16 protein-coding genes are annotated in these 19,349 nt (G+C 64.0%); 5 read left to right on the forward strand and 11 right to left on the reverse strand.

Translation table 11 applies throughout. From position 1 onward, the window contains the following. Position 1 precedes the first annotated feature (1 nt). Entirely contained in the window at positions 2-301 is a 300-nt protein-coding gene (locus AC3D25_RS29120) for a fimbrial protein (protein ID WP_488892185.1), read from the forward strand. 19 nt (positions 302-320) lie between these two features. Here the strand turns inward: AC3D25_RS29120 and AC3D25_RS29125 are convergent, their stop codons facing one another. The 4 genes from AC3D25_RS29125 to AC3D25_RS29140 all read right to left on the reverse strand — a co-directional run bounded on the left by AC3D25_RS29125 (position 321) and on the right by AC3D25_RS29140 (position 5,602). Next, the gene (locus AC3D25_RS29125) at positions 321-1,751 is read right to left on the reverse strand and encodes an efflux transporter outer membrane subunit (RefSeq protein ID WP_488891945.1); all 1,431 of its coding nucleotides are present in this window, start codon (positions 1,749-1,751) and stop codon (positions 321-323) included. 201 nt (positions 1,752-1,952) lie between these two features. Further along, positions 1,953-3,539, reverse strand: a complete 1,587-nt coding sequence (locus tag AC3D25_RS29130; protein WP_488891946.1) for a DHA2 family efflux MFS transporter permease subunit — start codon at positions 3,537-3,539, stop codon at positions 1,953-1,955. Continuing rightward, positions 3,536-4,633 carry an HlyD family secretion protein gene (locus tag AC3D25_RS29135; protein WP_488891947.1) on the reverse strand — a complete coding sequence of 366 codons (1,098 nt, stop codon included), beginning with the start codon at positions 4,631-4,633 and terminating at the stop codon, positions 3,536-3,538. The genes AC3D25_RS29130 and AC3D25_RS29135 overlap by 4 nt, the downstream gene beginning before the upstream one ends. Positions 4,634-4,777: 144 nt before the next feature. After that, a complete protein-coding gene (locus AC3D25_RS29140; RefSeq protein WP_488891948.1) occupies positions 4,778-5,602 on the reverse strand; it encodes an isocitrate lyase/PEP mutase family protein in 825 nt (274 codons plus the stop codon). 238 nt (positions 5,603-5,840) lie between these two features. On the opposite strand from AC3D25_RS29140, the gene AC3D25_RS29145 reads away from it, so the two are divergent. Beyond that, on the forward strand, positions 5,841-7,139 hold the full coding sequence (locus AC3D25_RS29145; RefSeq protein ID WP_488891949.1) for a TAXI family TRAP transporter solute-binding subunit: 1,299 nt from the start codon (positions 5,841-5,843) through the stop codon (positions 7,137-7,139). A gap of 70 nt (positions 7,140-7,209) precedes the next feature. Further along, the gene (locus AC3D25_RS29150; protein ID WP_488891950.1) at positions 7,210-7,782 is read left to right on the forward strand and encodes a hypothetical protein; all 573 of its coding nucleotides are present in this window, start codon (positions 7,210-7,212) and stop codon (positions 7,780-7,782) included. Positions 7,783-7,797: 15 nt separating this feature from the next. Here AC3D25_RS29150 and AC3D25_RS29155 read toward each other — a convergent pair whose 3' ends face one another. After that, complete coding sequence (locus tag AC3D25_RS29155) at positions 7,798-8,310, reverse strand: metal-dependent hydrolase (RefSeq protein ID WP_488891951.1); 513 nt, start codon at positions 8,308-8,310, stop codon at positions 7,798-7,800. Between the two features lie 150 nt (positions 8,311-8,460). On the opposite strand from AC3D25_RS29155, the gene AC3D25_RS29160 reads away from it, so the two are divergent. After that, on the forward strand, positions 8,461-8,958 hold the full coding sequence (locus AC3D25_RS29160; protein ID WP_488891952.1) for a M48 metallopeptidase family protein: 498 nt from the start codon (positions 8,461-8,463) through the stop codon (positions 8,956-8,958). Between the two features lie 34 nt (positions 8,959-8,992). Next, entirely contained in the window at positions 8,993-9,784 is a 792-nt protein-coding gene (locus tag AC3D25_RS29165; protein WP_488891953.1) for an SDR family NAD(P)-dependent oxidoreductase, read from the forward strand. Positions 9,785-9,820: 36 nt separating this feature from the next. Here AC3D25_RS29165 and tssJ read toward each other — a convergent pair whose 3' ends face one another. From tssJ to AC3D25_RS29195, 6 genes are all read right to left on the reverse strand, one after another. Then, on the reverse strand, positions 9,821-10,477 hold the full coding sequence (gene tssJ, locus AC3D25_RS29170; RefSeq protein ID WP_488892186.1) for a type VI secretion system lipoprotein TssJ: 657 nt from the start codon (positions 10,475-10,477) through the stop codon (positions 9,821-9,823). Positions 10,478-10,509: 32 nt separating this feature from the next. Continuing rightward, positions 10,510-11,544, reverse strand: a complete 1,035-nt coding sequence (gene tssG / locus AC3D25_RS29175) for a type VI secretion system baseplate subunit TssG (protein ID WP_488891954.1) — start codon at positions 11,542-11,544, stop codon at positions 10,510-10,512. A 62-nt stretch (positions 11,545-11,606) separates the two neighbouring features. Then, on the reverse strand, positions 11,607-13,418 hold the full coding sequence (gene tssF, locus AC3D25_RS29180; protein ID WP_488891955.1) for a type VI secretion system baseplate subunit TssF: 1,812 nt from the start codon (positions 13,416-13,418) through the stop codon (positions 11,607-11,609). A 63-nt stretch (positions 13,419-13,481) separates the two neighbouring features. Next, positions 13,482-17,084, reverse strand: a complete 3,603-nt coding sequence (locus tag AC3D25_RS29185) for an ImcF-related family protein (RefSeq protein ID WP_488891956.1) — start codon at positions 17,082-17,084, stop codon at positions 13,482-13,484. After that, a complete protein-coding gene (locus AC3D25_RS29190) occupies positions 17,081-18,238 on the reverse strand; it encodes a hypothetical protein (RefSeq protein ID WP_488891957.1) in 1,158 nt (385 codons plus the stop codon). The genes AC3D25_RS29185 and AC3D25_RS29190 overlap by 4 nt, the downstream gene beginning before the upstream one ends. A gap of 527 nt (positions 18,239-18,765) precedes the next feature. Then, positions 18,766-19,245 carry a hypothetical protein gene (locus AC3D25_RS29195; protein ID WP_488891958.1) on the reverse strand — a complete coding sequence of 160 codons (480 nt, stop codon included), beginning with the start codon at positions 19,243-19,245 and terminating at the stop codon, positions 18,766-18,768. Between the last annotated feature and the right edge of the window lie 104 nt (positions 19,246-19,349).

Consider the following 19,349-nt stretch of genomic DNA (forward strand, 5'->3'; position numbering starts at 1 on the left):
AATAGAAAGCGCTGAACAAAATAAGCCTCAAGCGTTTTTTGCTACGGACACTCTCAGCAGTCCGGCGGGCGCATCCGGCGTCAATTCCGTCGTCCCTTCGACGGGCAGCGCGACTGGTATCGGCATTCAGTTGCTCGATGCAACCGACAACCCGCTCACCCTGGACCAGGTGCGCATGGTCGCGAATTCCACGACCGGCAATCTGGCCGTTCCGTTCTCCGCGCAGTACTACCGGCTCGCAACCGGCGTGATGACCGGCACGGTGCGAGCCTCGGCCACCTACACGATGAGCTATCAATAACGCCGAATCCGCTGCGCATTCAGCGCGCCGCGAGATCTTCCGGCGCGATGCTCCACCCGCCCCCGAGCGACCTGTACAACGCCACCGCCGCGAGCGCATGCTCGCGTTTCGCCTGATTCAGCGAATCGGCGTCCTTCAGATACGCCTCCTGCGCCGCGAGCACATCGAGAAAGCTCGCCGCCCCGCCCTTGTACAACTGCGTCGAAAGCGTGAGCGACTGACTGGACGCGCCGAGTGCATCGGTCAGGCGCGCGGTCGCCTCGGTCGAACTCACAAGATCGCTGCGCGTGTCCTCCACGTCCTTCAACGCTTCGAGCATCGTCTGCGCGAGATGCAATTGCGATTCGCGCATCCGGCTTTCGCTCGCCTCGATCTCCGCCGTGATGCGCCCGGCGTTGAAAATCGGGCTGGTCGCGTTAAGCGCGGCGCTGAACAGGTTGTCGGTGAGCGTCGGCAAACCCAGATACGAAGACGCCAGCAAACCGTCCGTCAGACGCAACGAAAACTTCGGATACCGCTCCGCCCTCGACACGCCGACCTGCGCCGCGCGCGTCTCGACATCGGCATAGGCGGCGCGGACATCGGGACGGCGCAGCAGCGCGTCGGACGGCAACACCTGCGGCGCGGCGTTCGACGGCGCGGGAATCGCGGGGTCGTCGCCGGGTTGCGCGAGCGTCAGCCGATCCACCGATTCCGGCGTGCGCCCCGAATACACCGCTATCAAACTCAACTGATGCTGCACCGCCGATTCCGCACGCGGCAGCCGCGCTTCGAGTTCGCTCAACTGGTTTTGCGCGCGCGCGACGTCGAGCCGGGTCGAAAGTCCGTATTGCAGGCGGCGTTGCGTGAGCCGCAACGCGCGCTCTCGAATGACGATGTTGTCGCGCAGTATTTTGCGTTCGGCCTGCGCCCAGCGCAAATCGACGTAAGCGGACGCGGTATCGGCGGCCAGCGCAAGGCGCACCTGGTCCGCGTCGTGCGCGCTGTGACTGCGCGCGGCTTCCGCTGCGAGCAATTCGAGCCGCTCGCCGCCGAACACGTCCGGCGTCCAGGAAAGCGCCACGCCGATTCCGGCTTCGCGCACGTAGCCGAGCGGCGGCGGCGTGTTCTGCCGCGTGTTGGATGCGCCCGCGTTGAGATCGAGTTGCGGCAGCAGCGCGGCGCGGCGCTGGGTGGTGAGTGCGTCGGCTTGCTTTACGCGCTCGGCGGCGGCCTGCACATCGAGATTGCCTTCCAGCACGGACGCCACCAGTTCGTGCAGCACGGGGTCGCCGAACTGATTCCACCACCCGGCGGGATCGACGTCGGGCGCGGCTTCCGGCGTGCTCACCGACCACGCCGCCGGAGCAGTCGCGCCGACGGTCGCGGACAAGTCGGGATGCGTCGCGGGTTGCACGGCGCACGCGGCGAGCGTCAGACAAGCGGCAATTTCAGCAAACAGTTTTTTCATGGCTTCGTGACTTCGTGGCGTCGTGACTTCGTGACTTCGTGGCTTCGTGGCTTCGTGGCTTCGTGGCTTCGTGGCTTCGTGGCTTCGTCGCTTCGTCGCTTCGTGGCTTCGTGGCTTCGTGGCGTCGTGGCTTCGTGACTTCGTGACTTCGCGGCTTCGTGGCTTCGTCGCTTCGTGGCTTCGTGGCGCGGATCAAGCAGATCAATGAGCATCCGAGGAAGGCGGCGCGTTCGTGATCGGCCGCGAAAACAGCACGCTCGCGATACCGACAAGAAAGCACGCGGCGAGCACGTAGAAACAATCGGCGAAGGTCAGCACGAGCGCTTCGCGCAACACGAGCGCGTGCAGGTTCGCGAGCCCCGCCTGCGACGCGTCGAGCGCATCGCCCATGGCCGCGCCGAGATGATTCGCGCTTTGCGCAAGCAGGCTTTCGACTTCAGGCCGCCCGCTCGTGATGTGCTCGTTCAGCCGCAGATAATGCAGATTGAGCCGGTCGTTGAGCATCGTTGCGCTGACCGCGATGCCGATCGCGCCGCCCAGATTGCGCATCAAATTGAAGAGGCCGCTCGCCGATCTGAGACGCGATTGCGGCAGCGAGCCGAGCGCCATCGTGACGATGGGCGGCACCGCGAATTGCTGACCGATCCCGCGCAACGCCTGCGGCAGCAGGAATTCCTGCCAGCCCCAATCGTGCGTCATCGGCGTGTAGAAGTAGCAGCCCGCGCCAAAACAGACGAGGCCGAACACGAGCAGCCAGCGCATGTCGATAAACCGCGACGCCGTCGCGTACGCCCCGAGCGCGAGCAACTGGAAGCAGCCGACCGACAGCAGTGCATAACCGATCTGCAGCGAATCGAAACCGCGCACCCGCGAGAGAAACAGCGGCGTGAGAAACACCGAAACGAAAATACCGATACCCGTCACGAACGACAGCAGCGAGCCGATCGCGAAATTGCGGACGGCGAGCGCGCGCAAATCGACGATCGGCTCTTTCGCCGTGAACGCGTGGACGAAGAACAGGAAACCGCAGATCGCGGAAATCCAGGTGCAGGCGAGAATGGCGTCGTCGCCGAACCAGTTCTTGCGCGGCCCTTCTTCGAGCACGTATTCGAGGCAGCCAAGGAAGCCCGACATCAGCAGGATGCCGAGGTAATCGCCGCGCTTGAGGAGCGACAAATCCGGTTCGTCGATCCGCATGTACTTCGGCACCAGCGCGGCCACGGCGACGCCCGGCACGAGGTTCAGATAGAACAACCAGTGCCACGACCATTGCGACGTGATCCAGCCGCCGATCACCGGCCCAATGGCGGGCGCGAGCGACGCGAGCGCGCCGATGGTCGTCGAGGCGATCAGCCGTTGTTTGCCCGGGAACAGCACGAAGGCGGTGGTGAAGACGGTCGGGATCATCGCGGCGCCGAGCGCGCCTTGCAGGCCGCGGAAAATGATCATCGAATTGATGTCCCACGCGAGGCCGCACAGCATGCTCGTCACCGTGAAACCCACGGCGGACGCGACGAACAGCCAGCGCGTGGAAAATACGCGCGAGAGCCAGCCGGACATCGGAATCACGAGAATTTCCGCGATCAGATACGACGTCTGCACCCACGAAAGTTCGTCCTGACTCGCCGATAACCCGCCGCCAATGTCCTTCAGCGACGACGCCACGATCTGGATATCGAGCGTCGCCATGAAGAAGCCGAGGCACATCAGCGCGAAGGCGAACGCGCGCTGGCGAATCGGCTGGCTGGCGGGATCGAGCGGCGCGGCGGTCGCGGCGTTGGCGTTCATTGAGCCGCCTGCAGATCGACGTGGACGCGCACCGTCGCCGAGAGTCCTGGCCGCAGCACGTTCTTGGCGCGCGGCTCGTCGTCGAGCCGGATTCGCACCGGCACGCGCTGCACGATCTTCGTGAAATTGCCCGTCGCGTTTTCAGCGGGCAGCACGCTGAACGTCGCGCCGGTCGCGGGCGCGAGACTTTCCACGCGTCCGGCGAGCGGCGCGTTGGCGGCGTCGAGCGCGACATCCACGCGATCGCCGACGCGCATCTGCTTCAACTGATCTTCCTTGAAATTCGCGTCGATCCACAATCCGCTCGACGGCACGATGCTCAACAGCGCCGCGCCCGCGTTCGCCAGCATGCCGACGCGCGCCGTCCGGTTGCCGACATAGCCGTCCACCGGCGCGCGGATCGTCGTGTATTCCACGTTTAGTTCGGCCACGCGGCGGGCCGCTTCTGCCGTGCCGACGCGCGCGCGGGCATCGGCGATCTGCGCGTCGATCACGGTGGATTCGCGCCGCGCGGCGACCAGCGCGGCGTCGCTCTGGTCGGCGGCGGCGCGCGCCTTGGCGAAATCGGCGTCCGCGCGCTCGACGATCTGGCCCGACACGGCGTCGTCCTTCACCAGTTCGCGATACCGCACGCGATCCGCCGCGCTGCGCGTCACTTCCGCCAACGAAGCGTGCCGCTGCGCGTCCTGCTGGCTGATCACGGCGTCCTGCAACGCGCGCTTCGCCTGGAGTTCGGCGACGGCGGCCTGCGCGCTCGCCACGTCCGCCGAGGCTTGCGCCAGGCGCGCGTCGTAATCGCGGGCGTCGAGGCGGATCAGCACCTGCCCCGCCGTCACGCGCTGGTTATCCGTGACCCGCAATTCCGCGACGAACCCGTTCACTTTCGGCGCGAGCACGGTCACGTTGCCGCCGACATAGGCGTCGTCGGTGGATTGCACGAAGCGCAGCACCGTGTACCAGTACGTCGCGGCGGCGATCAGCACCACCACCACCGCGCCGACCGCGAGACGCATCCACGGCACGCGCCGGGTTCGGGCGGGTGACGCCGGCGCGGCGGGCGCGGCGGGCGAGGAAACGTCGGTCGATGTGCTCATGGTCACTTTTGTGCATATGCACTTAATGAATTTCAAAAAAGCACGCGGACCGCGTGCTCAACAGATTCGGGAAGGCTAATTGTGTATATGCACTAAGTCAAGCGCGGCGAATGTACAAATGCATGACGCCGCCGACAATAATCGCTACGCGCGGTCGCGGAACAGCGCGTCGAGCTTCGCGCCGGGGACCGCGCCCGCAAAACCGTCGAAACGGCCTTGCGCCAGTGCCTCGGCCGCGTGCATGAAGCCGCCCCACGCCGCCCGCGCCAGCGCGCCGCCGACGCTCACGCGCCGCACGCCGAGCGCGGCCACCTCATCCAGCGTAAAGGCCGAATTCGAGCCGATCAGCAAATTGACCGGCTTCGGCGCGACCGCCGCGACGACCGCTTCGATCTGCTCGCGCGTCGAGATTCCCGGCGCGTAGAGGCAGTCCGCGCCCGCGTCGGCGTAGGCTTTCAGGCGCGCGATGGCGTCGTCCAGATCGGGCACGCCCGCGAAAAAATTCTCCGCCCGGCCGATCAAGAGCGTATCGCCGCCGGATTCGTCGATCGCCCGGCGGGCCGCGCTGATCCGTTCGACGGCGATGTCGATAGGAAAGAGCGGCGCGGACCCGTCGCCGGTCGAATCTTCTATCGACAGCCCCGCCACGCCCGTCTCGACCGCCAGCCCGACGCTTTCCGCGACGCCCTCCGGATCGCGCCCGAAACCGTTCTCGAAATCCGCGTTCACGGGCAAATCCGTCGCCTCGACCATCTCGCGCAGGTGCGCGAGCACGACTTCGCGCGAAAGGTTGTTATCGGCGCGTCCCGTCGACCACGCGCGGCCGGAACTCGTCGTTGCAAGCGCCTTGAAGCCGAGCGTCTGAAGATAGCGGGCGCTGCCGATATCCCACGGGTTCGGCAGGACGAAGCATCCGGATTCGTGCATTGCCCGGAACGCTGCGCGCTTCTCGTTGACGGTGCGGGTCATTGGGTGTCTCCTGAAAAAGGTGCTGACAGAACGCCGTGGGCGCGCTCGATTGTCGAACGCTCGACGCGCCACGCGTGCGCTGTGCGCGAAACTGTGCGATTCCTGAGTGTGGACAACGCGAGGCAGCCGCTTCATTATCCGGTTTCCCGTTCGACAACTCGGCGGAAAACGCCCGATCGAGAGAGGCGCGACCGTGGTCAGGAAAAATACCGCATTTCCGCGCAGCCAAAAAGCGCCGATGACCACGCAACGCCGCGCGGTCCTCATCATCGGCGCGATCCTGTTCATGGCCGCGCTCGGCTGGGCGCTGGCGATCGTCATCAAACCCGCGATTCAGCGCACGATCGTGATCACCACGGGTGCCGACAAGGGCATCTATCGCGGCTTCGCGGACCACTACGCGCCCTTGCTGAAACGCGACGGCATCACGCTCGATATCCGCAGTTCCTCGGGTTCCGTCCAGAATTATCAGCGGCTGACCGACCCGAAAAGCGTTTATGAAGTCGGCTTCATCCAGTCGGGGACCGTCAAACCGAGCGAAACCGATGGCATCCAGACCATCGCCGCCGTCTCGTACGAACCGATCTGGGTGTTCTATCGCGGCGACGTGACCGTCAACCGGCTGGCGCAGTTGCGAGGCAAGCGCGTGTCGATCGGCGTTGCGGGCAGCGGACTGCTCAACGTGTCGCAAGTGCTGCTTGCTTACAGCGGCGTGACCCGCGACAACACCAGGCTGCTTGAAATGGACGCCGCCAAAGCGTACGAGGGCCTTGAAAGCGGCCAGCTCGATGCAGCGTTCTTTATCGGCCGGCCCGACGCGCCGCTTCAGCAGACGCTGCTCAACAGCAATCTCAAGCTCGTGAGCTTCGCGCAGGCCGACGCATTGGTGCAGAAATTTCCGTCGCTCACGAAGATCATTTTCCCGCGCGCGCTGACGAGCATCGTCAACGATCTGCCGCAGGCCGACGTCACGCTGCTGGCCGCAACCGCAATGCTCGTCTCGAAGGAGACACTGCATCCGGCGCTCGCTTACCTGCTGCTGGAAGCGGCGAACACGGTGCACGGCGGCGAGGATTACTTCACGCCGCGCGGCGCGTTTCCCAATCCGAATACCGACGAATTCCCCATCTCCGACGAAAGCACGCGCTACTTCAAATCCGGCCGTCCGTTTCTGCAGCGCTACCTGCCGTTCTGGCTCGCGAGCTTTGTCGAGAGGCGCTTGTTGATCCTGGTGCCGTTCGCCGCGATCTTGCTTGGGTTGTTCCAGTTGCTGCCGCGCATCGCGGAATCGCGGCTCAAAGGGCGGCTGGCCGTCTGGTATCGCGCGATCAAGTCGCTGGAAGACGAAATACGAAAAACACGGCAGCCCACGCCGGAGCAGACCGCACAATGGCGCGACGAGATCGAGAAAATCGACGAGTTCGTGAGCCAGATACACCTTCCGCAGCGCTATTTGCCGGATGTGTACGCGCTCAAGCAGGCGATCGGCATCGTGCGCGACCGGATAATTCAGGTGGCCGGGCAGCGTCGCGACTGACGGCGCGCCGTTCTCGGGAACAGGCTTTGCGCCGAAGTTCGAAACCGCAGTCCGACACCAGGAGAGCCTGATGGAAAAGCACGGGTCCAAGTATTCGAGTCGCGAAGCAATCAGCTTGATCGACGAACAGTTGCAGGTGCTCACGCTTGCGCTCGGCGCGGCGGCTCAGCCGCCGAATCCGGAGGGGATCCAGTTGAAACGCAAAAACGAGCCAGCGCTCGTGATCTCGGCGATTTCGGCTGCGGATTCAGGCGCAAACGCGGGCGCGAACGCAGCGGCGAACGCGCCCATTCCAGCCGCCGCCGTAGAGCGCGTGCTCGTGACCAACGCAATGCTCGCCATCGCGAGCTTTCTCGCCGATCACCATATCGACATCTCGCGCGCGCCCGAAATTCAGTTCCTGTCCCGCGCGCGCGATGCGATCCGCAACGGCAACATCGTGACGGTCCGCGCCGGTGAGCCGACGCCCGAAGCCAGTTTCGGCGGACTGAAGATCGATGCATCCGACGACGGCGCGCCGCTCTTCTGCGACGGCGACGGCAAAGGGGTGATGTGTAGCGGCGATGCGGTTGCGCTGATGCGGCGCGTCGCCGAGCATTTGCGCGGCATGCGGCATCTGTTCAGCGCGGGCGATGCGGGATAGCGGCGTCCGGCACGCTCACAACCGCACCGTCTGCATCAGCCGATGGCTATACGCGCCATGAAACCAGACGTGATCGACCAGCGCCAGCGCGCCGAGCCACGCCGCGCCGACGATCAGCGCGTCGCAATGGCCGCTGTTCCACCAGTTGAGCGAATGACGCCGGGCGATCCACGGGACGCCGAGCGGGTTCGGCCAGTCCGCGAGCAAATGCATGAGGCCGCCGCAAGCAAAGCCGAAAGCCGCCGACGCGATGGGATGCACGTGCAAAAAGTGATAGGAACCGGCCAGCAGCGCGATCCACGCGACGCCCCAGTGCGTGAGCGTCCGGTGCGTGATCCAAAGTTTGCGCGAGCGCGACCACCACGCGACTTCGAGCCAGTCGGGCGCGGTTCCGCCGACCACGCCGCCCGCGAACGCAAGCGCGATGCCGAGCAGATACGGACCCGCCGCGCCGGTCTTGCCGACCACCGCCGCCGCGATAACGCCCGCCGCCCAGCCGGACGCGTGATGTGCCTTGTTCGAAGCCATGAGTCGTCGCGGCGCCCGCCGCCGTGGAAAATCGTGGCGCGCATAATTGCATGAAAAGGGCGCGCGCGGCATCGCGAAATGGTAAGTGTTCGTTGCGCGGCGGCGCTCGCTACAATGTCGGTTACGCAGCCTCCAGCCCGAACGCCTCCCATGCAAGACCTCAAATACCTGAGCGCCTATCCCGCCGCGTTGCAGGACAAGGTGCGCCAACTCATCGCCCGGGATCAGCTCGGCGACTATCTCGCCGAGCGTTATCCGCAACGTCACGCCGTCCAGTCCGATCGCGCGCTGTATCAGTATTGCGCCGAGTTGAAGCAGGAATATCTGCGCGTCGCGCCCGCCATCGATAAAGTGGTCTACGACAGCAAGCTCGACGTCGTGCGTCACGCGCTCGGCCTGCACACCGCCATCTCGCGCGTTCAGGGCGGCAAGCTGAAAGCCAAGAAGGAAATTCGCGTTGCGTCGCTATTCAAGGAGACGGCGCCGGAATTCCTGCGGATGATCGTCGTGCACGAACTCGCGCACTTAAAGGAAAGCGACCACAACAAGGCGTTCTACCGGCTGTGCGAATTCATGCAGCCGGGTTATCACCAGATCGAATTCGATCTGCGCGTGTATCTCACGTATCGCGATCTGCGGCGCGACTGAGCACTCAACGAAAAGCAACACAGGAGACAATCCGATGGACCTGAATTTGCGTGGCAAGGTAGCGGTGCTCACCGGCGCGAGCGTCGGCATCGGATTGGCGGTTGCGGAGGCGTTCGCCGCCGAGGGCGCGCAACTCGTGCTCGCCGCGCGCCAGCCGGAACGGCTCGACGAAGCGGCGGCGTCGATCGCGGCGCAATACGGCGTGAAGGCGGTGCCGGTGGCCTGCGATGTATCGACGCAAACCGGCGTCGATACGCTCGTCACCGCCGCGCGCGACGCGTTCGGCGGCGTGGATATCCTGTTCAACAATGCGGGCACCGGCAGCAACGAAACCATCATGAACGCGCCCGACGAGAAATGGCAGGCGTACTGGGACCTGCACGTCATGGCGGCGGTGCGGCTCGCGCGCGGCCTCGTTCCGCTGATGAAAACCCGCGGCGGCGGCGCGATCCTGAACAACGCGTCCATTTGCGCGACGCAGCCGCTCGGCTACGAACCCATCTACAACGTGACGAAAGCCGCGCTGATGATGCTCTCGAAGAACCTCGCGAACGAACTGATCGCCGATAACATCCGCGTCAACACGATCAATCCCGGCCTCGTGCTCACGCCCGACTGGATTAAGACCGCGAAGCAGCTCACGGAGAATTCGGGCGGCGACTGGGAGGCGCATCTGCAAAACGTCGCCGACGAACACGCGCCGATCCGCCGCTTCGCCTCGCCCGCCGAACTGGCGAGCTTTATCGTGTTTCTGTGCTCGGAGCGCGCGAGTTACAGCGTGGGATCGACGTATTTTGTCGATGGCGGGATGCTGAAGACGGTTTGATGCCCGAGTCGGGCGCGCCCTGCGCGCGTCGATAATTCAGCGTGCTGCCCAATCGTCGACCGCCGAGCCGGATCGCCGGTCGGATGCCGCCGCCGGCACGGAACTTGCCGGCACGGCCTGCCGGGGAGCGTCGTGTCTGAGCGATGGCGCATCGGCATCGTTTATCACCAGTCGATTGTTCCGCAACTCGATCTTCACCGGATCGGTCTTCTTCCATTGCTTTTTCGGAATCGCCACCTTCCATGCCGCGTCCCGCCCGGGATCGCGGAAGAACGCGACCACGCCCACGAACTGCGCCGCCTCGTTCATCGGCTCGGCGATATTCGCGCTCGCCTCCGGACGTAGCACGACGTCCTTCGTCGCGAGCAAATCCGCCTTGAGCAGGTTCAGATCGTCCGACTGCAGCTGCGAATAACTCAGCTTTTCGAAGGCCTGCACGTCCTTGAGCTGGTAGAACCTCACCACCGTCGAAAGCGACTGCCCTTCGACGTCGGCGTTGAGCGACGTGCGGCCCTTGAGGTCCACGTTCATGGTCTTGACCTGAGTCGTGAAGGCCCACTTCGCGGCGTCCGCGGTTGTATCGCTGATCGACTGGGCGACGCCGCAGCCCGACACGGCCACCGCCGACCCAATCGCGATCGCCAGACTTGCACGGCTTGCACGGCTTGCGGCGCGCTTGATTTTTTCGTCCATGATGACGATGCCCCTGTTCCTGATGTTGTTCTTCATGTGTGCATTTCTCCCGCGCCGTTCCAGCGGCCGAGCTGCACGCGCGTGATCCGCGCCGCGCCGTCCGCCGATCCGGCCGTCACTTCCAGTTGCGCCGTAAAACCCAGGGTCGACTGACGCGGTTCGAGCACGGGTTTCGGCATGAGCTCGGGCCGCACGTGCATTTCCAGATCCGCTTCGCTTTCGTAGCCCAGATAGAACCGCAGCAGCGCCATGACCTCGCGATGCGCGCGTTGTCCCGGCACGAGCGCCAAAACCGTTTCACGCGACGCCGGCGTAATGACGACCCGCGCGGTGTTCGCCCGGTCGTAGAAGCCACGGCCGAGCAGACATTGCTCGCCGAGCGCCGCCGGCTCGACGTCGTCGACTTCCCGCCACACCGGGTGAAATTCCTCGACCGCGATCGCGGCGTCCGGCACGGCGTGCCGCAGCACGCCCGCCAGTCCCTCGGCCGTGCGCGTTTTCTGCATGGCGAGCCCGAGCATCGACAGCAGCCGGCGTTTGTCCGCGACTTGCGAAAGCTGGTGACGCGCGGTGGAGGACGCCTGCATCCCGGTCGCCGCGCGCGGTTGCGGTACGGAAGTGGCGATGTGCACGGACGTACTGAATCCGAAGCCCGCGAAGCTGAGCAGATAGCGGGAGACCGGGTCTGCGCCGTCACGCCTGAAACCGGCCGGATACCGGTATTTGCGCGCGACGCGGTAGTACTGCGTCATCACGCGGTGATGGAACAGGTCGAGGAACGCCGAGAGGCGCTCTGCCCCGTCGCGGCTCTGCGCCACTTCGTCGATGAAATACGCGGGCATGCGCGCGTCGACGCCATCAAGCCCGAGGAACGTCGTCACCACGGATGGCGGCGCGGCCGGATTGTCGGCGTCGCGCCGGACCGCATCGATCTCACGCCCGGGAAAGCCCAGTTGCGCGCGCGAACGGAACCGGACGGGATCCGTACTCGGCGAATCGGTGGTCCCGAGCGGCGGAGCGTCGGGCGCGGCCAGTTCGAGCAGTTCGCAAAAGCGGATGAAGTTCATCCGCGGCGCGTGGTCGAAAACGGCGGGAAGGACTGCCGATGGCGGCGGCATCGTTCGTGCGTTCAAAACGGCGCCCCTTCGCCCTTGGTTTCAGGCCATTCGATACGCTGTCCCGTGGGTTGGGTCACGATCACGAGCTTTGTGTAGAGGTTCAAGGTTGCATAGAGACCGAGGAACCGGTTGAGCATGCTGCCGAAGAGTTCGAGGTCGCCGCTGCCCGCGAAACGCCCCGCGTCGAGCAGGACGGTAATCTCCACGCCGCGCAACAGCCCGCCCTTGACGAGCTTGCTGAGCGGCCGGTGGCGCACGTCGGTGATGGCGTCGATACGCCGGCGGTTGAGTTCGCCCTCGGTCCAGTCGTAGAGCGCGAGCGAGCCGCGCAAAATTTCCGCGTCGAGCAGCGACAAATAGTTCGGGGCGAGATGCGACAACACGCGCCACTGAAAGCGGTCGCCGGTGGGCGGATAAACGGGCAGCGTCGGCGCGGTGAGATTGCGCACCGCGCCGATGCTGGTAAAACCGCCGCGCATGCGCGTAATGCCCGCTTCGCGCAGCGCATGGCGCGGCAGCATTCCGTTGGTCCCTGTCACCGAAAGCGACAGCGTTTCGGTGGGCAGTGTCTTCGCCTGATCCCAGGCGTGGCCGCCGAGCACGATCCAGGTGTCGAAGCGGCCGGACGGACCGCGCCGCATGCGGCTGTGATAGTAGCGTTCGGGCATGTCATGCCGCAGCATGCCGCCGCGATGCCGGAAGGCCGCGAAAGGCACGTATTCGAAACGCCGGCCGCGCTCGAAATACTCCACGGCATCGACCGAATAAATATCGACCAGCGAGCCATGTTCCGCGCGCGCTCGCACGCGGTATTCGGTTTCGTGCTGCGTGATCGTGACGGGATCGCTGCCCACCGAGAACAGATTGATGACAGGCGTGCAGTACAGACGAACATTTTCCGCACTGAAACGCATGTCGTCCGGATACGAGCGCTCGAGCACGACCTCGACATCGAACGACGTCGCCGATGCGGGAATCGCCTGAATGTCGAGCCCAAGCACGTCGACGAACATGAACTTTTCGGGAAACGTGAAGTACTCGAGCAGCAACTGATAGCCGCCGAATGCGTTGTCGGCTTTCGGCCAGAGCCGCTCGTCGGCCGCGAAACCTGCGGGTGCGAGACGAAGACCCGGCATCGGCATGGGCGCGCCGGGGCGGTCTTCCGGCCAGCCCGGCACGCGAACGTGCATCGCGACCGGTTTTGCCGTGAGCGCGGCGTAAAGCGCAAGGGCCACGGGCCGGTCCGCGTTCAAGTACAGGCGCAGGCGCGGCACCTGGAGCCGCTCGCGTTCGGTCTGAGTCTGGATAGCGAGACGCAGACGGATGACCGAGCGCCCGTCCTCACGCGCATAGACGCCCGCTTCGCTCAGCGCGAGCGGATACAGGTCGACCGCCTGCGTGGTGCGATAGATACACTCGATCGCAGCGTCGCCCGCGTTGAGTTCGGTGCCGACCGGCTCGGAGGTCGCCTCCAGGCCCGCCGCGAGCGTCTCGTGTTTCTGCAGCGCGCCTGCCTCGGGAATGAGTTCGAGAATGGCGAGCGACGGAATCATGCGCAGATAATGCGGCCACAGCATGCTGACGAGACCTTCGGTCAGCTCGGGCAACTCGTCGTCGAGCTTGTGGCGCAGCCGGCCCATGAGGAACGCAAAGCCTTCGAACAGCCGCTCGACGTGCGGATCGCGCTCGCCGACGCGGTCGAGGTCGAGGTCGCGGGCGCGAGCGGGGAAAGCTTGCGCGAACTCCTTGCCGGCTTCGCGCAGATAACGCATTTCGGCCTCGTAATAGCGCAGGATCTGGTTATCGCGGGTGGGTTCGGTCATGTGCGGTTTATCCGTTCAGGCGGGCGCGGCTGGGCGTCGTAGTCGAGGTATTGAGCCGATGGTTCATAACGGCGCGCGACCTTGCGGGATCGGCACTTCGGCATGTCTCGCCGCGTCTCTCGCGGCCTTGGGCAACGGCGGCGGACCGCTGGACGGCGGCAGACGTGCAGCGGGCGCGCTACGATCGATGAAGATCCGCGACGGCAGCACGAACCCGCGCAGTGCAAGCAACTCAAGCGGTCCCCTGCCCACGTCGGTACGGATCACATAGCGCAACGGATGTGCGATGTTCGACGGCGCGGGCGCAAGCGGCGCCTGCACCGTCAGCGCAGCCGGGTCCGCGTCGTTCCAGTCTCCTTTCTGGGTCTGGGTCTGGGTCTGGGTTGGCACCGGTTCGACGCCCGCTGATTTCGCCTGCCAAGTCAGCCGATACGTCGCGCTGTCCACCGGCTCGACCGTCGCGCGCTCCAGCATGCGCACCAGCGCCCAGCGTCCGATGTACTCGAAGCTCCGGTTCGTGCCCGCCGTGTCGGTCTGCCATTCGAGCCGCGTGCCGGCACTCTGCGGATCGTTCGACGGCCACGTCAGCATCTGCCACGTCTCCTGCTGGTTGTAGTAGTGCAGCGTCTGCGCGTCGAGCGTCAGCAACGTGTCGCTCACGCCCGGCGTCGGCACGGGCTTTAGCGCGAACACGTACTGCGGCTCGCCTTGCGCGAGCAGATGGCCGGCAATCTGCCGCAGCGTATTGATGGCCTTCAGGAACGCCGGATCGAAACCGCGCGCCGTGCTGCCCGCGCCCGACCGGGCGGCCGCAGGCACCCACTGGTCGCCCTGAAGTTGCAGCGCGCCGGCGAGTTGCGTCGAGAGAAACGTTTCGATCAACCCGCCCTGCGGACGCACGAAGCGTGCGAGTTCGGGCAGCGAGGCGTCGTTGGACGTGCTGGCGAATGGATAGCGTCCCGAAAACGAACGGTTCCACGCCGAGACGATCGCCTCGCGCCACGCGTCGTTCAGGCTCGCCTCGGCGGGCGTGAGCACCGTCTGCGTGGCCTGCGCGATCGGCTGCACAAACAGCGCCTCGCCCATGCCCGACCATTGTTCGCCGAGGCTCGCCGCGACGAGCTGCGCGTACGCGAGCGTATCGGATAGCTCCGAGCCCTTGCCCTGGAATAGCGACTGCGCGACCTGGCGCGCCTGGTCGTCGGGATCGGCGCTATCGCTGATTTGTTGCAGCTTCAGGCGCAGCGTCGTCACGCGTTCCGTGAAGCGGTCGAGGCTCAGGTCGCTACCACCGGACGCGGCGTTGCCCGCGCTCTGGCCGACCAGCTTGAGCACCGGACCGAACGACGCGCCGAGCGGCCCGGCCGGTTCGGCGCGGGCGGGCTGCGAGGCGTCGTCTTTCTTGCCGAAGATATTCTTTGCGCGCGTGACGAGCGCATCGGAGATCGAGGCCTCCTGCACGCCCGCGCCGCCCTGCCAGGCGAGCGACTTCATCAGCGCGATGAGCGGCGATTGCCGCGCGTCCGCGATCAGCTTCAGTTGGCCGACCGCGGCAGGCAACGTCCGCGCGGCCTCGAACCGGACGCTGTTCATGAAGTCTTGCCAGTGGCCCGCGTAGCCGGAGAAATACTGGGCGCGCAAGGCCGTGCGCAATGCTTCCGGCGTGAGGGCTGCCGTGGCCGCGCCGGTTTGCGCGGCGTTGCTGTCGCCGAGCACCCAGTCGGCGGATACGCCGTTGTGTTTCGCCGCTTCATCGATGGCGGATTCGATCGAACCTTCCCACGCCTGGCGCGTGAACACACCGGGCAGCGTCGCGGACGACGAAAACACGCCGCGTGTATCCGTGCCCGCCGTCAGCGAGGCAAGCGTCTGGTCGGGATATTTGCGGCCTATCGAATCGAGGATGCTCTGGTAGATCGTGTCCTCGGAGTTCCTCACGCCGATCACCGCCAAGAGCGTCTGGCGCGCCGCGCCCACGAGTTCCTCGCGCGGCTGGATGCGCCAGTCGGGATGCGCACGAAAGTGCTGTGTCCAGAAACCGAACAGCCGCGCGGAGAGATCGAGTTTCTCGCCGGGCGGCAGGCCGGTGGCGACGTTCCAGTGCTGGCCGAGTTGCGGCGTCATGAAGGCTGGATCGGCGCGTCGGGGATCGGCCATCATCAAATAGGTTTTGAGGGCCCGCTGGCCGGCCTGCGCAATTTCGCTGCTTTGGTCGTCGATTTGGGTGGTCGGCATTTGGCCGAGATCAACGAGCTGACCTTCGATATCCTGCTGCACCGGCGCGACGAGCAGCGGGCGCGCCGCGCGCCCGTAAGGCGTCCACAGCGCCGCGAGGATCGCTCGATCGTGGTTCAGGCCGAAGCGCGTGGAGAGCGGCGTGTGTTGCTCCACGCGCGCCTCGTGCAGGCCGATGCGCTGCTGGAGATCGAACAGCGCGCGCAGGCGGGCGGGCGTGTCGGGTGCGTGGTCGAGCGTGCGCAGGGCGTCGGTTGTCAGCGACAGTTCGCGCGCGTTGGTCACGCCGGAGACGAGCATGCCGGCGCTCCACAGGCCGATAAGCGCGAGCGCGATCAACGATATCACCGTCACGGGATTGGAAAATGTGCGGCGGCCGGGCGTGCGGCTCGCGGCTTCGGCGATGTAGGCCCACAGCGGGAGGTGGGTACTGCTGGATACGGTCGCCGATCCGGCAGCAGGCGGCAACGGGGCGAAGAAGGCACCGGCGACCTGCATCGGGCGGCGCTGCCAGCCCGACAGACCCGCGATCCAGCGCGCGAGCACCGCGCCGCGGGCGTCGAGCCGGGCGGAAAGTTCAGCGGCGTACGCGTCGTCGCGGTTTATTGCGAGTTGGTGGACGCTACGGTCGGCGAGCCGGTCGCGCAATTCGACGAGCGCGCTTTCGATGGACGATGCGTCGAGCGAATATGCGAATTCGCAGCCGATCACGGGCGTGGCGGTTCGGTGGACCGGATCGGCGGCGGCGATGTCGAGGACGTAGACCGGCGCGGACCAGCGCAGCAGTTCGGTGATGCGGGCGAGATGGAGGGGCCACGGGTTCTTCTCGTGGCTTGCGATCGACAACGGCGTGTCGTTATCGAGCACGAGCGTGATGGCATCGATTGGGCGACCGTGGCGTAGTTTGCGGAGTTGGCGCAGCCATGATTCGTCGGGGTTGCCATCTGCACCCAGACCGCCCCATAGCAGCACGGCGGTATCGGTCGGCAGCCAGCCTTGTTCGGCTAGATTCGGCAACAATCCGTTGATGGCTGCGAGGTCGCCCGTGACCAGCACCCAAGGTTGCGCATAGGCGCAGCGAAGCCAGCGCTTCTGTTGCAAGTAACGCTTCAGATGTTGTGCCTGCGAGATGAACTGCTCTGCACGGTGCTTTGCGGCGGCCGCAGCGGGATCGGCGGGCGGAGGTGGCTCGGCGCCTAAGGCTTTCGATGCCTGCTGGATGACCTCTCGCTTCTGTTTGCGCTGCGATAACGAATAGACGATGCCGACAAGACCCGCTCCCCCAGCGGCGACAAGAATCGTCTTATAACGCACCAACCATGAGACCAGATCCTTCGAATCCACCGTAAACAGTACAACACCCGCGATGAGTGCAATGACCGCGGCGACGGTCGCACCCCTGCCCCAGATACGCATTTTTTCGCTTTTCAAACTGTTGTTTCCTTTTGAGGCGCAGCCGAGATCGTGCACAGGAAGAGGGATGCGGATTCCGGCTCGCTCCAGACGACCAATTGCGGTCCCGCTCCGTGCACTGCCTCCATTGCGATGGCGAGCGCGACCCAACCACTGGCTGGACCCGGTTTGCCGAGGAGGCTGTCGAGCAGATGCTCGGTTACCGGATCTTTGGGATCCGCTTTGAGCACCGAGCGAAGGGCGGTAGCGTCGTCGACGTCCCAACCCGCGGACCACACGTGCGCGGGACGATCGGGCGACATCTGTGTCTGCACGATCTGCGAAAGGCCGCGTTCCAGCGTGTCGCGCGCGCTTATCATGGGGCGGAAAATCGAGCCCGCCTCGGTCGCAGCCGGCTCGATGAGAAACGCCGCGCCACCTTCGCTGAAGTCACGCTCTTCCTCTTCGTCCACCCAGAGCTGCGTGGCGATTACAACGCGTGTTGTAGTGTCGATGCGATCCGCTAGCTGAATAATCCACTGCGCGCCGCCGGTCGCCGATCGTGCCTCGACGCTAAATATCGCGCGAGGGACCATACGGCCGAAAATCCGTTTCGCCTGCCGAATCCAGATATCCACCTGTTCGAGCGACGCGTTGTCCAGCATTAGCGTAATGACGACTTCCCGCTGAGTTCGAAGCGCGTTGGAAAAACGCCTGGCGACGAGGTGCAACAGCCTCGTGCGGCGAAACGCAACCGAACGACTCTTCGCCCAGCCGAACGACAAAGCTCGGTCTTTGTTCGATGGATGAGCCGCTTTTGCATCGGCAAATCCGGCGGGCTCGTTAGACGCCGCGGCGAAGGCCGCCACACCGGTCACGCGCAAATGCCGACGCGTCCATTCGCGCCACATTCCTGCAAGCCGATGCTGCTCTTTTTCTGCTTCTTCAGCATCCGTCTGCTCATCCTCCCAACCGCGTAACTTCACGCCAAATGCCAAAGCACAGGCGACCAGCGGAGCGCCAGCCAGCGCACACCAAAACAGGAGCGTGTTGGTCGGCTTGCCGTTCGGCCACAACATCAAGACAGCAGTCACCGCGCCCGATGCAAGGGCGGTGAGCGTCGGGAGCCACACGCGCAGCGAGATCGGCTTCGGATACTCGATGGTGGAAAATACTGGGATAGGCCAGGTCATCGGGCGAACATTGGTTAGGATATACAACTATTGCTGACGCTGATGCAGCAGAAATTGAGGTCTGCAGGTTCCCATCGACTTGGCTTTGTCCAGCCGCTCGCAAGGTCAATTTTGCGATTCGGATAATTTAGGGGAGTGTAATTGCGCTATTCAGAATGGGCGTCAACTTTTCCTTTGCCGAAATGAAAAACATACCAATTTTTTCACTTTCCGTCAGTCGATGGACAGCCTTGCAGCCTGTGCGCGATATTTATGTCTTAGGCGGCGGGAAAATCAAGAGGCTCAGGAGGCAAGTTCTCGCTGTCGTTACGAGATGGGCGGAAATGGCTTGTGACTGCGGTTTCCGTCTGATTGCGCTTATGATTCTCCGACTTATTTTGGACGGGAATTTCTGTTGCCTTTATCTTCCGTTATTAATGTTGGCAGCGGCGCCCCGATTGGCTTCACGAGATTCGCTCCCTGCTGGATCACCAGCAGCGTCTTTCCGCTGTCAGGCAGCTTGCTCGCACGGTCTTGGCTCAGGGTCACTAGCAGCCCAGCGCATCACTCTCATCACATCTAAAATTTTCGATGGCTTTGTCCATGTTGTCTGTCACAGTCGAATTGCATAGGATCTGCACTTCGCCGCCACCTCTTTCAGAAATCGCTACGCCATATTTTGGAAAAATAGATTCGTTGCCGTCGTAGCTTCTAAAAATTGAATATTTGTATTCCGAATTAACGAATGCAATTCGCAAATAATCAACGTGCTGGCGAAAATAATGATTATAAAAAAATCCATTCTTATCGTCCCGCTGCGCCGAGTATTCCATTTCGATTCGCCTGCGTTTTCCGTAACGGTAGGTCGTTAATCGGCCGCGCTCATTCCCGCAGAGCGCAATCGCTTTTGAGCGTATTGTAGAGCACGAAAATATCACTGATTCTGCAGGCGTGCATAATAAAGACCCCGCAAACCCCGGTTCGCAAAGAACGCCGCTCAACAAAATTAAAATAATTTTCCGTGTCATTCTCATTTTTCACACAATTCATCGTAATTTCTTGAAATTATTCTATCGTAGCCATTCTAAGCTTTTCCATTGTATCCAGCGACAAACGCGTGCCAATCTTTACT

The organism is Caballeronia sp. SL1002 (assembly GCF_057814995.1).

Excerpts from the sequence above, each read along its gene's own strand:
- AC3D25_RS29125 (WP_488891945.1), bottom strand. The coding sequence starts at position 1,751 with ATGAAAAAACTGTTTGCTGAAATTGCCGCTTGTCTGACGCTCGCCGCG.
- AC3D25_RS29130 (WP_488891946.1), bottom strand. The coding sequence starts at position 3,539 with ATGAACGCCAACGCCGCGACCGCCGCGCCGCTCGATCCCGCCAGCCAG.
- AC3D25_RS29135 (WP_488891947.1), bottom strand. The coding sequence starts at position 4,633 with ATGAGCACATCGACCGACGTTTCCTCGCCCGCCGCGCCCGCCGCGCCG.
- AC3D25_RS29140 (WP_488891948.1), bottom strand. The coding sequence starts at position 5,602 with ATGACCCGCACCGTCAACGAGAAGCGCGCAGCGTTCCGGGCAATGCAC.
- AC3D25_RS29145 (WP_488891949.1), top strand. The coding sequence starts at position 5,841 with ATGACCACGCAACGCCGCGCGGTCCTCATCATCGGCGCGATCCTGTTC.
- AC3D25_RS29150 (WP_488891950.1), top strand. The coding sequence starts at position 7,210 with ATGGAAAAGCACGGGTCCAAGTATTCGAGTCGCGAAGCAATCAGCTTG.
- AC3D25_RS29155 (WP_488891951.1), bottom strand. The coding sequence starts at position 8,310 with ATGGCTTCGAACAAGGCACATCACGCGTCCGGCTGGGCGGCGGGCGTT.
- AC3D25_RS29160 (WP_488891952.1), top strand. The coding sequence starts at position 8,461 with ATGCAAGACCTCAAATACCTGAGCGCCTATCCCGCCGCGTTGCAGGAC.
- AC3D25_RS29165 (WP_488891953.1), top strand. The coding sequence starts at position 8,993 with ATGGACCTGAATTTGCGTGGCAAGGTAGCGGTGCTCACCGGCGCGAGC.
- tssJ (WP_488892186.1), bottom strand. The coding sequence starts at position 10,477 with ATGGACGAAAAAATCAAGCGCGCCGCAAGCCGTGCAAGCCGTGCAAGT.
- tssG (WP_488891954.1), bottom strand. The coding sequence starts at position 11,544 with ATGAACTTCATCCGCTTTTGCGAACTGCTCGAACTGGCCGCGCCCGAC.
- tssF (WP_488891955.1), bottom strand. The coding sequence starts at position 13,418 with ATGACCGAACCCACCCGCGATAACCAGATCCTGCGCTATTACGAGGCC.
- AC3D25_RS29190 (WP_488891957.1), bottom strand. The coding sequence starts at position 18,238 with ATGACCTGGCCTATCCCAGTATTTTCCACCATCGAGTATCCGAAGCCG.
- AC3D25_RS29195 (WP_488891958.1), bottom strand. The coding sequence starts at position 19,245 with ATGACACGGAAAATTATTTTAATTTTGTTGAGCGGCGTTCTTTGCGAA.